This is a genomic window from Kribbella voronezhensis (genome assembly GCF_004365175.1).
GTDB lineage: Bacteria > Actinomycetota > Actinomycetes > Propionibacteriales > Kribbellaceae > Kribbella > Kribbella voronezhensis.
Genome location: NZ_SOCE01000002.1, coordinates 714,258 through 726,744, shown reverse-complemented (window position 1 = coordinate 726,744; position 12,487 = coordinate 714,258). Strand labels below are relative to the sequence as shown.

The following is a 12,487-nucleotide window of genomic DNA, read 5'->3' as shown; positions in this document are numbered from 1 at the left end:
CTGTCGAGTCTGGTCGGCAGCCCGGTGGACTCACCAGGGTCTTTGGTCCCGGGATTCGGGCCTTTCCGGCCGGCCCGTCTGCGATGCTCGGTGTGAGAGGCCGGAGGGCAGCAGATGAGTCGTCACCAGCACAAGACCAAGAGCGTCGACCGGATGCCGAAGAAGTTGTACGAGCGGGAACTCCTGCGCCTGCAGGCGGAGCTGGTCAAGCTGCAGGAGTGGGTCCGCGTCGAGGGCGCCAGAGTCGTGGTGATCTTCGAGGGACGGGACGCGGCCGGCAAGGGCAGCACGATCAAACGCGTGACCGAGTACCTCAACCCGCGGGTCGCGCGGATCGCCGCGCTGCCCGCGCCGACCGAGCGGCAGCGCACCGAGTGGTACTTCCAGCGCTACATCGAGCAGCTCCCGGCCGCCGGGGAGATCGTCCTGTTCGACCGCTCCTGGTACAACCGGGCCGGCGTCGAGCGCGTGATGGGGTTCTGCAACAGCAAGGAGTACACGCGGTTCCTGCACCAGTGCCCGATCTTCGAGCGGCTGCTGGTCGAGGACGGCATCCAGCTGCGCAAGTACTGGTTCTCGGTCAGTGACAACGAGCAGGAGAACCGCTTCCGCAGCCGGCTCGAGGATCCGATGCGCAGATGGAAGCTGTCGCCGATGGACCTGGAGTCGATCGCCCGCTGGGAGGACTACTCCCGCGCGAAGGACGAGATGTTCGTGCACACCGACGTACCGGAGGCACCGTGGTACGTGGTGGAGAGCGAGGACAAGCGGTCGGCGCGGATCAACATGATCGCCCACCTGCTGTCGACCATCCCGTACTACGAGGTCCAGCGGCCGCCGCTCGAACTGCCCCCGCGGCCTCCGTCCAAGGGGTACGAACGGACGCCGCGGGAGATGCAGACCCACGTGCCGGATCACGCCTCGGCGATCCAGGCGACCTGAGCAGGGCGCTCAGCCGACCGACGCGTCCTGGAGGTCGGCTTCGGCTGCGCGGTCCGTGGTGGTCGTTGCCATCGGCTCGATCCGCACGGCCAGGTCGACGGTCAGGTGGTCGATGTCGCGGACCTCTCGGTAGATGATCGCGCGGTCGTTGAACAGCGAACCCCAGCAGCGTTTCACGGCGGCCTGCAAGGCGCGCTGGCCGCTCACGCCGACGAAGATCTGGTGCGGGCCGGTCAGGAACTCGTCGAGCTGATCGCCCGGGACGACACTGCCGACGACGAGCTCGGCGTCAGGCTCACCCAGACCCGCGGACGCTTCCTCCAGCGCCGCCGCGATCTCGGCCGGCATCTGCGCGTCGAAGTACGCGGTACGGATAGCGGCGCCGACGGCAACGAGATCCGCCCCTTCGCGCAGACGCCTCAGCTGAGTTGCGATCAACGGCCGCAGCCGGGCGGCCCGGACGAACTCGCGGTACGCGGCCTCCGTCGTGACGAAGCCCGGCTGCTGAACGTCTCGGACCACGAAGGCGTTGTCACTCATCGCGGTTCACCTCCACCTCTCACAGTGACCGGGCGACGAGCTCGGTCAGGTCGAGCAGACGGCTGGTGTAGCCCCACTCGTTGTCGTACCAGCCGAAGACCTTGACGATGGTGCCGTTCGCCTGGGTGAGCGGCGCGTCGAAGATGCACGACGAGGGGTCGCCGATGATGTCGTGCGACACGATCGGGTCCTCGTTGTAGCGCAGCAGGTTCTTCAGGTGTCCCGAGGCCGCGTCGGCGAAGGCCTGGTTGACCTGGTCGACGGTGACCGGTTCGGCCAGCTGGACCACCAGGTCGGTGAGGGAGCCGTCCTCGACGGGGACCCGGACGGCGACGCCGTCGATCTTGCCGGCCAGTTCGGGGATGACCTCGCCGACGGCCTTGGCGGCGCCGGTACTGGTCGGGATCAGGTTGACCGCACCCGAGCGGCCGCGGCGCAGGTCCTTGTGCGGCGAATCCAGGATCACCTGGTCGTTGGTGTAGCTGTGGATCGTGGTCATCAGGCCGTGCTGGATGCCGAAGGCCTGGTGCAACACCGACACCATCGGCGCCACGCAGTTCGTCGTACAGGAAGCGTTCGAGATGATGTGGTGCTCGGCGGGGTTGTAGGTCTCGTCGTTGACGCCGAGGACCAGGGTCGCGTCGACGCCCTTGCCCGGCGAGGACAGCAGCACCTTGCGGGCGCCGGCGGTCAGGTGCGCCGCGGCGGCCTCACGCGTGCGGAACCGGCCGGTCGACTCGATCACGATGTCGACGCCGATCGAGCCCCAGTCGAGCTTGGCGGGGTCGCGCTCCGCGGTCACCCGGAGCCTCTTGCCACCGATGGTCAGGCTGTCGTCGGTGTAGCCGACCCGCTCCTTCAGTACGCCGTACGTCGAGTCGTACTGCAGCAGGTTCGCCAGGGTCGCGGGGCCGGTGATGTCGTTGACGGCCACCACCTCGACCACGTCGTTCCCGCGCTCCAGAGCGGCGCGCAGGAAGTCCCGCCCGATCCGCCCGAATCCGTTGATCCCCACTCTGACAGTCATCTCTGGTCTCCTCGATGGCGATGTGCTCTTGTCTCATTCCATGCCCGGACGCGGCCGCGGATCAGGGCCGAAGGTCCCTTGTGGCACAGGTATTGGGCCTGACGGACAGCTCAGCTCTGGTTGCTCTTCCAGCGCGGTGAGACCTCGGCCCATTCGCGTTCCCAGGCCAGCGCCCGCCGCCGGTCGAGCGGCACCCGCGCCAACCGGGACAACCCCGCGAGCAGCAGCCAGCCGATCATCACGGTCACGATCCCGACCAGGCCGCCCAGAGCCGAGCTGTCCGTGGTCTGGCGCGGCGCCTTGGCGATCGCACCGAAGCGGTCGAGCCAGATCGTCACGGGGCTGCCAGCTTTGGTGCCGTTGGCAACTATCGTCCGGCCCTCCTGTGGCCAGCCCGTCTCGTCCTGCCAGCCCACTCGTACCCGGACGCCGGCCTGGCCCGGTGTCGCCGGAAACATCGGGCCGCCGTCCTCGAGCGCATGCGCCTCGACCTGACGGAGCTGGCTGCGCACCTGCGCCGCGGACCGTTCACTCGCGGAGCTGACCGACGTACCGAAGGCCGCCGCGACGGGAACCAGCAACAGAGCCAGCAGCAACGCCGACCAGAACAGCAGCGCCTCGACCCGGTCGAAGCGGCGGCGCATCGGATTGCGCCCGAAGCCGAGCCGGCGGGCCTGCATGAGCACCCACAGCTCGCTGTGGTGTTGGCGGACGGTGTTCATCACGACCTCCCGGGTCGGCGCTGCCGGAGTATTGGCATCGAGGGTCTCGCGGCCGCGCCGCCCCGGTCAGAGGCAAAAGTCCCCAGCATTCCGGGCCGGTTCGCCCACCCCACCCAGCGCCTGCTCCGCCCCGTCGATCGGCCCACCGAACTGAGGACCTTCGCCCCTGCTCGCTCCCCCGCCCACGGCGTGTGCTGGTGATGGAGCCCACGGGAGGAAGCCATGAACACCGAGTATCCGCAGCACAGAGTTGTTACCGAGCAGCCGACGGCCGTCCGCCGCGCGACCTTGCACCAGAGCGAGTTGGCAGGCTGGTTCGCCGCCGCGTACGGCGAGATCGCCGGCTACCTCGGCCGCCACGGCCTGACGGCCCAGGGCTATCCGTTCGCCCGCTACCACCTCCGCTCCGACGGCCGGTTCGACGTCGAGGCCGGTTTTCCGGTCGAGGCGGGCATCGCGGGTGACGGCTCGGTGCAGCCGTCGTCGCTGCCTGGTGGTCACGTGGTGACGGCCTGGCACACCGGTCCGTACCAAGAGGTCGGCCAGACCTATGCGCTGCTGGCCGGCTGGATCGCCGAACACGGAGTCGAGCAGGCCGGAGACGCCTGGGAGATCTACCACGACCCGCCCACCGGCAGCCCGGCCCTGTGGCGCACCGAAGTCATCCAGCCGTTCACGCCCGCGCAAGTTGACGCATGACCACCGTCACGTCCCGATCACCCGGCCCCGCCCGGCCGCTGTCAACCGAGGTTCAGCACTACAGGAGGGCATCATGACCAACTATCCGGTCCGCCTCGTCGGAACTCCCGATCCGGCGGTCAGTCGAGGGCTCTGGCTGGTGAAGTGGTTGCTGGCCATCCCGCACTACATCGTGCTGGCGTTTCTCTGGCTGGCCTTCGCGGTGCTCACCGTGGTGGCCTTCTTCGCCGTTCTGTTCACCGGCCGGTACCCGCAGTCGATCTTCACCTTCAACACCGGCGTACTGCGCTGGACCTGGCGGGTCGGCTTCTACGCCTACAGCGCACTCGGCACAGATCGCTATCCCCCGTTCACGCTGACCGACGTCCCCGACTACCCGGCCCGGTTGATCGTCGACCACCCGCCGCGGTTGTCCCGTGGTCTGGTGCTGGTGAAGTGGGTGCTGGCAATCCCCCACCTGTTGGTGCTCGCTCTCCTGCTCGGCGGTGGGCCCTACCTCGCCGACCGTGCCGGCGACTCGGGGCCGTATCTGGCTGGTGGTGGGCTGATCGGCCTGCTGGTGCTGATCGCCGGCGTCGTCCTGCTGTTCACCGGCCGGTACCCGCGTGACCTGTTCGACCTGATCATCGGCCTGAACCGCTGGACCTACCGGGTGGCCGGTTACGTCTTCCTGATGACCGACGAGTACCCGCCGTTCCGCCTCGACACCGGTCCGGGCGACCAGGCCGGCAACGGCACTCCGGTCCAGGACCGGCTGGCCGGTACCACGACCACGCCCCAGCCACAGTTCGTCGGTGGACCGGATCCACGCCCACCGGCCGTCCGGCCGGACGTCACGGCTCAACGGTGGTCACCGGGCCGCGTGGTCAGCATCATCGCCGGCGCCTTGCTGGTGACCATCGCTTTCGGCCTGATCCCGACCGGTGCGGCAGGGCTCCTGCTCGACCGGACCGGCCGTGACTCCAGCGGCTACGTCGCGACCGATCTCCGGCCGTTCTCCAGCCCCGGCTATGCGCTCAGCACGTCCCCCGACGCCCTGCATTTCGGCCCGAAGTGGCTGATGAACCGGGTTCTGGGTGACATTCGCGTGACCGGCACAAGTGCGACCGCGGTGCCACTGTTCATCGGCATCGCGCCCGCACGCGACGCCTCGTCGTACCTCGACGGCGTCGAGCACAGCGTCGTCGCCCGGCTGGACGGCAACCATGCCGATCCCGTCTATCAGTACCAGCCCGGCACCGCCCCGGCCGCGGCTCCGGACACCCAGAAGTTCTGGGTGGCCAGCACCTCCGGTACCGGTCGGCAAAGCGTCACCTGGCAACCGCGGGCAGGCGACTGGACGGTCGTCGTCCTCAATGCCGACGGCAGCCGTGCGGTCCAGGCCGATCTCGGCGTGGGAGCCACCGTGCCCTGGCTGGACGACCTGTCCTTCTCGCTGATCGGTCTCGGACTGCTGCTCCTTCTCGGCGGTGCCGTCCTGATCGCGCTACCGCTTCGCAACCGGCCCACGCCGGTCACCGATCACACCACCGCAGGAGTCTGAGATGTCCAGAAAGGTTCTGGTGGCCTACGCCACCAAGATGGGCGCGACCGCCGGAATCGCCGAGGCCATCGGCGCCGAACTCGAACGCGGCGGCCACCAGGTCGACGTTCGCGAGGTCGGCAAGGTGAACTCGATCGAGGAGTACGACGTCGTCGTCCTCGGCAGCGCCCTCTACACCAGGCGTTGGCGGCCGGAGGCGGTGCGGTTCCTCCGCAAGCACAGCGACGAGCTCCGTGAGCGGCAGGTCTGGCTGTTCCACAGCGGGCCGGTCGGGCCGGACAAGGACCAGCCGCAGGCGATGCCGGGCAAGGTCGAGCGGCTCGCCCACCGGATCGGCGCCACCGCGGCGACGACGTTCGGCGGCCGGCTGGAACCGGCCACGGCGAAGGGATTCCTGGCCGAGCGGATGGCCCGCTCCGACATCGCCGGCGACTCCCGGGACTGGGAGACGATCCGGGCCTGGGCCGCCGACGTCAGCGCCGCCGTCCACGCCATCGAAGCGGCTCCCTGGAACCGCCACATTTCCTGAAGAACCCCGCAGTACCGGCACTTGGAGAGACCATGGGTTTCAACCTCGCCACCATCGCGTCCGAGTCCGCCCGCAGTCACCCCGGCAAGGTCGCGGTGATCAGCGGTGATCATCGGATCACCTATGCGGAGCTGGACCAGCTGTCCGACCGTTTCGCGTCGAACCTGCGAGCTCGTGGCATCAGGCCGGGCGACGCGGTCGGGCTGCAACTGCCCAACCTGCCACACTTCGTCATCGCGTACTTCGGGCTGCTCAAGGCCGGCGCCGTCGTCGTACCGATGAACGTGCTCTACAAGGCCGACGAGGTCGGCTACATCCTGCGCGACTCGGAGACCCGGCTGCTCATCACCTGGGCCGGCGTCGCCGAGGAGGCGGCCAAGGGAGCCGCCCAGGCCGGGCTGTCCGACCTCGTCATGGTCACCACGCCGGGAACGACGGCACCACGAGACAGCGTCGCCTTCGAAAGCCTGCTGGCCGAACAGCCGGGCCCGCCGCCGTTCCACCAGTCCGACCCCGGTGACACCGCGGTGATCGTCTACACGTCCGGCACCACCGGACGTCCGAAGGGGGCGGAGCTGACGCACTTCCAGCTGTTCATGAACGCCGACACCCCCGGCCGGTTGTTCGGCGTTCGCGACGACGACGTCATCTTGGTGGTGCTGCCGTTGTTCCACATCTTCGCGTTGTCGAGCATCCTCAACGTGTGTGCCCGGTTCGCCGCGACGATGACGCTGGTCCCCCGGTTCGACGTCGCCACCGTCCTGGCCACCATCGAACGCGACCGGGTCACCGTCTTCGAGGGCGTTCCGACGATGTACATCGCGCTGCTCAACCACCCCGACCTGGACCGGTACGACGTGTCGTCGCTGCGGGTCGGCATCTCGGGTGGCGCACCGATCCCCGCCGAGGTGATCGACGCCTTCGAACGCCGTTTCGGCATCGTCATCCTCGAGGGCTACGGGCTGTCCGAGACGGCGTCGACGACGACGTTCAACGTCAGCGCCGAGGACCGCCGCGTCTACAGTGTCGGCCGGCCGATCTGGGGAGTGCAGGTCGAGGTCTGGAACGAACACGGCGCCGCGTTGCCGCCCGGTCGCGAGCACATCGGTGAACTCGTGGTCCGCGGCGTCAACGTGATGCGCGGATATCGCGGCAACCCGCAAGCGTCGAAGGATGCCTTCACCGGTGGCTGGTTCCACACCGGCGACCTGGGCTATGTCGACGAGGACGGCTACTTCTTCGTCGTCGACCGCAAGAAGGAACTGATCATCCGGGGTGGCTACAACGTCTACCCCCGCGAGGTCGAGGACGCGCTGTACACCCACCCGGCGGTCGCGCAGGCGGCGGTGGTCGGCGTACCGGATGCCCTGCTGGGCCAGGAGGTCAAGGCCTTCGTCGCCCTGCATCCCGGTCAGGATCTGCGGCCGGAGGAGCTGATCGAGCACGTCAAGGCGCGCATCGCGCCGTACAAGTACCCCAGGTCGGTGGAGTTCCGGGCGCAGCTGCCGATGACAGCCGCCGGCAAGATCCTGAAGCGGGAGCTCTAGCCATGGACCGGATGACACCGCTGGACGCGGCCTTCCTGGAAATCGAGGACGAGGAGCCGGGCGTCTCGATGGCGATCTCCTCGATCGCGGTGTTCGAGGGCCCGGCCCCGGCCGCCCAGGAGTTCGCGGACCTGCTGACCAGCCGGTTGCCACTGATCCCCCGCTACCGCCAGAAGGCCCGCCAGCTCCCGTTCGACCTGGGTCCGCCGGTGTGGTTCGACGACGAGAACTTCGACCTCGGCTTCCACCTGCGCCGTACGGCCCTGCCCGCTCCTGGCGGCGACGAGGAACTGGCGGCGCTGATGGGCCGGATCATGTCGGCCCGCCTCGACCGCGACCACCCGCTCTGGGAGTACTGGCTGGTCGAAGGTCTGCCGGACGATCGGTGGGCGCTCATCTCCAAGGTGCACCACTGCATGGTCGACGGCGTGGCGGGAACCGACCTGTACGGCGTGGTGCTGGACGACTCTCCGACGCCCAGAGCCGGCGTCGCCGACGACTGGACTCCGCACCCCGCACCCAGCACGACCTCGCTGCTGGCATCGGCTCTGGCTGAGCTGCTCGGCACCCCGGCCCGGCAACTCCGGCTGGCCACGGTGGCGATCCGGCAGCCGAAACTGCTGGCCTATCGCGTGTGGAGCGTCGGGCGAGGCCTGTGGGCGTTGTCCGAGGCGGTCCGGCCCGCGAAGAAGTCCTCGTTGACCGGGTCACTGTCGGCCAACCGTCGTTTCGCCTTGGCGCGAACGACCGTGGGTGAGGTGAAGGCCATTCGCCACCAGCTCGGCGGCACGTTCAACGACGTCGTACTGGCGGCCGTCACCGGTGGGTTCCGCGCACTGATGCTGGCCCGGGGCGAGACGCCGGTGCAGCACTCCGTCCGAACCCTTGTCCCAGTCAACGTTCGCGCGCCCGGCGAGGAGGGCATCCTGGACAACCGGGTGTCGCTGATGCTGGCGCGATTGCCGGTGCACCTGGAGGATCCCGTCGAGCGGCTGGCCGCAGTACGGGCCGAACTGGACAAGCTGAAGTCGCATCACGAGATCGACTCGGTGATGCTGCTGACCGAGCTCGCCAAGCGCGAACCGTTCCCGCTGATCGCACCGGCGTACCGGCTGGCTGCCCACGTTCCACAGCGCTCCGTCGTCACTGTCGTGACCAACGTGCCCGGGCCACGCCGGCCGCTGTACGCGCTCGGACGGAAGCTGGTCGAGATCATCCCGTACGTGCCGATCGGATCGACCTTGCGTACCGGGGTCTCCATCCTCAGCTACTGCGACTCCGTTGCCTTCGGCATCACCGGTGACTACGACGAGGCCGACATCGCCGTACTGGCCCAAGGCATCGAGACGAGCCTCGCCGAGCTTGCCGCCGGGGCGAGGCGGAGCGCTCGTCGCCGCCGGGTCAGCTGAGCCGGTGGGAGATGTCGGTGGGATAGAGGCGCGCGAGCGCGGCCGGTGGACTGAAAGGGCGCCAATGCCCTTCCGGCTGTGCCAGACGATCGGCCGCAAGCCACAGCACGGCCGGGTTGTGTCCGTAGCCGAGATGGCTGCCGTTCACCGCCACGTTCTGTCTGCCGTACCCAGGTTCTTCCACGCAGCTCTGCCACGACACGATGCCGTCGCGTTCGGAGTAGACGGAGGTGGCAGGCATCCGTAGAGGCGGCCGGGTGTGGTGCGGCGGCGGCAACTCCGACTCCGGAACGTGCAGGTGCGAGAGCATGCTGAAGACGCGATGGGCTCGTGTCTCGGTCGGTGCGCTCAGGCGATACGGACTGCCGAGCGTCATCACGTCCCGGACGTGCTGTGGATGCTCGCGCGCCAGCTCTCGTGCGTAGATCCCGCCCAGACTCCAGCCGATCAGGCTGACGGTCCGGCCGTGGCCCGCCGACAGTTCGGTCAAGCGGGCCCGGATCCCTTCCACCGCGGCGCGCGTCGGGCCGATGTTGCGGCCGAGGTTCCAGCCGTACGCCCGGTAGCCGATGCGGTTGAGGAACCATCGCAACGAAGTCGTCGAGGCGTCCGAGGCGAGCAGGCCGGGCAGCACCAGGACCGGGTGGCCGTCGCCGCGCGGCGCGGTACGGAGTACGGATCGGGCGGTGGCCAGTTGGCCGAGGTCGACGACCGCGCGGCTCGGTTCGGTGAGATACCAGTGCAGCGCGGGTGACTTGGCGGCTTGAGTTCTCGAGGCGGGCATCCGGGCCTCCTAACGGCCGGCGAGCAACGCGAACTACGCGTTACTCGGGAGTACTCCCTTCAGGGTAAGGCGATCGCCCAAATCTTCCACTCGTTCCAGCGCGCCGCGCCGCCGGGGCTCCGGGACCGTCCAGCCAGGCGCCGATCCGGTCCGCGGTGAGCTCCGGTACTTCGAGTTGCGGAACGTGACCGACGTCGGGGATCAGTTCGACCGTCCAGGCCGGGTTGCGGGCCGCGGCCACCCGGGCCGAGCCGACCGGCACCAGGCGATCCTTCGTTCCGTGCAGCAACAAAACGGGCTGTCGCACCGCATCGAGCATCGCCCAGGCCCGGTCGGGTCTCGCGTTCAGGACCAGCAGGGAGCGCGCGGCCGCCAGGAAGGCAGCGTCGAGACCAGGCACTCTCGCGCGTTGCTCCACCAGTCCCACCGAGGCTTCGACCAACTCGCCGGGAACCTTGGCGGGATCCACACAGCAGAGGGCGAGCAACTGCCGTACCTGCTCCTGCGCCGACATCTTCCGCCGCCCCTTCGCCAGCGCGTACCGACCGACCAACGGCACTGCGAAACGCGCGAAGACGGCCGCCACGGCGACGTCCGGCCGTACTCCGCGAGCCAGTGGCAGGGCCGGATCGATCAGAACCAGGCCGGCCACCGCGTCCGGCCGCCGTACGGCGAGCATGATCGAGGCCAGCGCCCCCATCGAGTTGCCGACCAGGATGACGGGGCTGCCGGCAACCTCGTCGACGAAACGACCCACCAGCTTGGCGTTGGCCTGCACGGTGGTCGCCCGGCCCTGCGGATGGCTGAGCCCGAAGCCGAGCAGATCGACCGCGAGCACCCGTGCTCGCGTGGCCAGCCGGGGCGCCAGCAGACTCCAGTTCAGGTGCGAGCCGCCGAGCCCGTGGACCAGCACCAGCCGCGGTCCGGCGGGTGGGCCGCCGAAGTCCACGTAGTGCACCGGCCCGTCGAGGTCGGCGAACCGGCTGGCTCCGCCCCAATCGGCAACGGTCGGGTTGTCCTTCACGACTGCCCTTCTCTCACCGGCGGTTGGCGCTCTCAATCTCGCCTGACCGGCTGCTGATGAGCAGAGCCGAAGGTCCTGTCGACGGGAGCCCTCACGCCCTGACGGCCGACGAGGCCGACGCCGGCCGGTGATGCCTTCCGCAAGAACTGGTGGCGTCTCACTGCCGGCCATACTCGTTGCCGGCGGCACCGAAGGCGCGATGCTCGGCTTCGGCCAGAGCTCCGTACTCCGGCTGGCGCTGCCCGAACTTTCCTGCCGCCGCTGGATCACCACGGCCGCGATCACCGGCCTCGCTCTACGCCGTCTCACCAAGGTCCAGCCGTGACGGCCGACCCGCGTCCATGGACACAGCCCGGCAGAAGGTGGACGCTGGCCTGGTAACTGCTCGTGTCTGCCGGCCAACCGAAATCGCTGGATTCCGCAGCATCTGAGAGGTGCGTCATGCTCGTCTTCCTGATCGTTCTCCTGGTCCTCTGGCTCATCGTGACCATCATCGGCTTCGCCATCAAAGGCCTGGTCTGGCTCGCGATCATCGGAATCGTCCTGTTCCTCGGCACCAGCGCCATCGGCTTCGTCCGCCGCAACACCTCCGGCCGCTGAGACCTGATACCAGCTCGACGACCCCCGCCGGAGGGTCGGAGGACCTTCGGCGCAATACCGTGGTTCTTGGGTCGATCCGATGAGGCTGGAGGTTCGGGTGCGGTTGGAGCTTGGGCGGGTTCTGGCGGCTCGGGGTGAGATCGATCCGGTGTTTGTGAACACCCCGCAGTACGAGTGTGGGCCGTTGAGCGATGCGCTCGGGTGCAGGGTGGTGGTGAAGGTGGAGACGCTCAATCCCGTGCGCTGCTTCAAAGGGCGCGGGACCGAGACCGTACTCGCCCGGCTGGAAGCAGAGGGCGAAGTCGACGCCGTGGTCTGTGCGAGCGCCGGGAATCTGGGCCAAGCGCTGGCCTTCAGCGCCCGGCGGCGTGGCATGAAGGTCACAGTCGTCGCGTCGTCAGCGGCCAACCCCTTGAAGATCGAGCGGATGAGAGCACTGGGCGCCGACGTGATGTTGGTGGACGGGGAGATCGAGGCGGCGCTCGAAACGGCCGAGCGGTACGCCGCCGGGACCGGCGCGTTCCTGGTCCAGGACAGCTTGGACATCGGGACGTGTGAGGGAGCGGCGACGATCGGTGTCGAGCTCTCGGAACTGCCCGGCGACCTCGACGCGGTACTGATCTCGCTCGGCGCCGGCGCGATGGCGTCCGGTGTCGGCTTCGCGCTGAAGAATCTGCGCAAGACGGCCGAGGTCATCTGCGTTCAGCCCGAGCAGGCTCCGGCGATGACGCTGGCTCTGCGCGCCGGACGGCCCGTCGAGGTCGGCCGGCCGACAACCATCGCCGACGGAGTCGCCGGCCGGTACGTGATCCCGGAGGTGCTCGAGGATCTGTCCTCGGTCGCCGACGACGCGGTCCTCGTCAGCGAAGAGGCCATCGTCGAAGGGATGCGCCTGCTCTATCTGCACGCGGGTCTGGTGGTCGAGCCGGCCGCCGCGCTAGGAGTCGCCGCGATCCTCGAAGGTCGCGGCCGGTTCGACGGCAGGACAGTCGCGACCATCCTCTGCGGGAGCAATGTGACGCCGACGGATTTCGCCCGCTGGATCCGGTCGTGACGTCCGATGTGCTGACATACCGTGACATCCTGGTGATTGTGCTCACAGACGGTGACTCAAACTACCG

Annotated in this window: 14 protein-coding genes; 9 read left to right on the top strand and 5 right to left on the bottom strand. The window is 68.6% G+C overall.

Going from position 1 to position 12,487, the window contains the following annotated elements; all coding sequences use genetic code 11:
* Positions 1 to 114 precede the first annotated feature (114 nt).
* Entirely contained in the window at positions 115 to 942 is an 828-nt protein-coding gene (ppk2, locus tag EV138_RS30690; protein WP_133983231.1) for a polyphosphate kinase 2, read from the top strand.
* A gap of 9 nt (positions 943 to 951) precedes the next feature.
* On the opposite strand, the gene EV138_RS30685 is transcribed toward ppk2, so the two are convergent.
* The 3 genes from EV138_RS30685 to EV138_RS30675 form a co-directional block, all read right to left on the bottom strand.
* The gene (locus EV138_RS30685) at positions 952 to 1,482 is read right to left on the bottom strand and encodes a PEP/pyruvate-binding domain-containing protein (protein WP_133983229.1); all 531 of its coding nucleotides are present in this window, start codon (positions 1,480 to 1,482) and stop codon (positions 952 to 954) included.
* Between the two features lie 19 nt (positions 1,483 to 1,501).
* Positions 1,502 to 2,509, bottom strand: coding sequence for a type I glyceraldehyde-3-phosphate dehydrogenase (gap, locus tag EV138_RS30680; protein ID WP_133983227.1), 1,008 nt, complete (start codon positions 2,507 to 2,509; stop codon positions 1,502 to 1,504).
* Between the two features lie 110 nt (positions 2,510 to 2,619).
* Complete coding sequence (locus EV138_RS30675; protein WP_133983225.1) at positions 2,620 to 3,231, bottom strand: Rv1733c family protein; 612 nt, start codon at positions 3,229 to 3,231, stop codon at positions 2,620 to 2,622.
* A 222-nt stretch (positions 3,232 to 3,453) separates the two neighbouring features.
* Between EV138_RS30675 and EV138_RS30670 the strand changes: the two genes are divergently transcribed.
* From EV138_RS30670 to EV138_RS30650, 5 genes are all read left to right on the top strand, one after another.
* Positions 3,454 to 3,930 carry a GyrI-like domain-containing protein gene (locus EV138_RS30670; RefSeq protein ID WP_133983223.1) on the top strand — a complete coding sequence of 159 codons (477 nt, stop codon included), beginning with the start codon at positions 3,454 to 3,456 and terminating at the stop codon, positions 3,928 to 3,930.
* A gap of 73 nt (positions 3,931 to 4,003) precedes the next feature.
* Complete coding sequence (locus EV138_RS30665; RefSeq protein WP_133983221.1) at positions 4,004 to 5,473, top strand: DUF4389 domain-containing protein; 1,470 nt, start codon at positions 4,004 to 4,006, stop codon at positions 5,471 to 5,473.
* 1 nt (position 5,474) lies between these two features.
* Positions 5,475 to 6,002 (top strand): flavodoxin domain-containing protein, encoded by a 528-nt coding sequence (locus EV138_RS30660; protein ID WP_133983219.1) that lies wholly within the window; start codon positions 5,475 to 5,477, stop codon positions 6,000 to 6,002.
* Positions 6,003 to 6,034: 32 nt separating this feature from the next.
* A complete protein-coding gene (locus EV138_RS30655) occupies positions 6,035 to 7,549 on the top strand; it encodes a long-chain-fatty-acid--CoA ligase (protein ID WP_133983217.1) in 1,515 nt (504 codons plus the stop codon).
* Positions 7,550 to 7,551: 2 nt separating this feature from the next.
* Positions 7,552 to 8,958, top strand: coding sequence for a WS/DGAT/MGAT family O-acyltransferase (locus EV138_RS30650; RefSeq protein ID WP_133983215.1), 1,407 nt, complete (start codon positions 7,552 to 7,554; stop codon positions 8,956 to 8,958).
* Here the strand turns inward: EV138_RS30650 and EV138_RS30645 are convergent.
* Both EV138_RS30645 and EV138_RS30640 read right to left on the bottom strand, forming a co-directional pair.
* A complete protein-coding gene (locus EV138_RS30645) occupies positions 8,951 to 9,742 on the bottom strand; it encodes an esterase/lipase family protein (protein ID WP_202867010.1) in 792 nt (263 codons plus the stop codon). The two genes, EV138_RS30650 and EV138_RS30645, sit on opposite strands and share 8 nt — an antisense overlap.
* Before the next feature lie 40 nt (positions 9,743 to 9,782).
* Positions 9,783 to 10,766, bottom strand: a complete 984-nt coding sequence (locus EV138_RS30640; RefSeq protein WP_202867009.1) for an alpha/beta fold hydrolase — start codon at positions 10,764 to 10,766, stop codon at positions 9,783 to 9,785.
* 130 nt (positions 10,767 to 10,896) lie between these two features.
* Between EV138_RS30640 and EV138_RS37500 the strand changes: the two genes are divergently transcribed.
* From EV138_RS37500 to EV138_RS30635, 3 genes are all read left to right on the top strand, one after another.
* The gene (locus tag EV138_RS37500; protein ID WP_166678766.1) at positions 10,897 to 11,091 is read left to right on the top strand and encodes a hypothetical protein; all 195 of its coding nucleotides are present in this window, start codon (positions 10,897 to 10,899) and stop codon (positions 11,089 to 11,091) included.
* Positions 11,092 to 11,207: 116 nt separating this feature from the next.
* The gene (locus EV138_RS37495; RefSeq protein WP_166678810.1) at positions 11,208 to 11,366 is read left to right on the top strand and encodes a hypothetical protein; all 159 of its coding nucleotides are present in this window, start codon (positions 11,208 to 11,210) and stop codon (positions 11,364 to 11,366) included.
* Positions 11,367 to 11,445: 79 nt separating this feature from the next.
* The gene (locus tag EV138_RS30635; RefSeq protein ID WP_166678809.1) at positions 11,446 to 12,420 is read left to right on the top strand and encodes a threonine ammonia-lyase; all 975 of its coding nucleotides are present in this window, start codon (positions 11,446 to 11,448) and stop codon (positions 12,418 to 12,420) included.
* Positions 12,421 to 12,487: the final 67 nt, after the last annotated feature.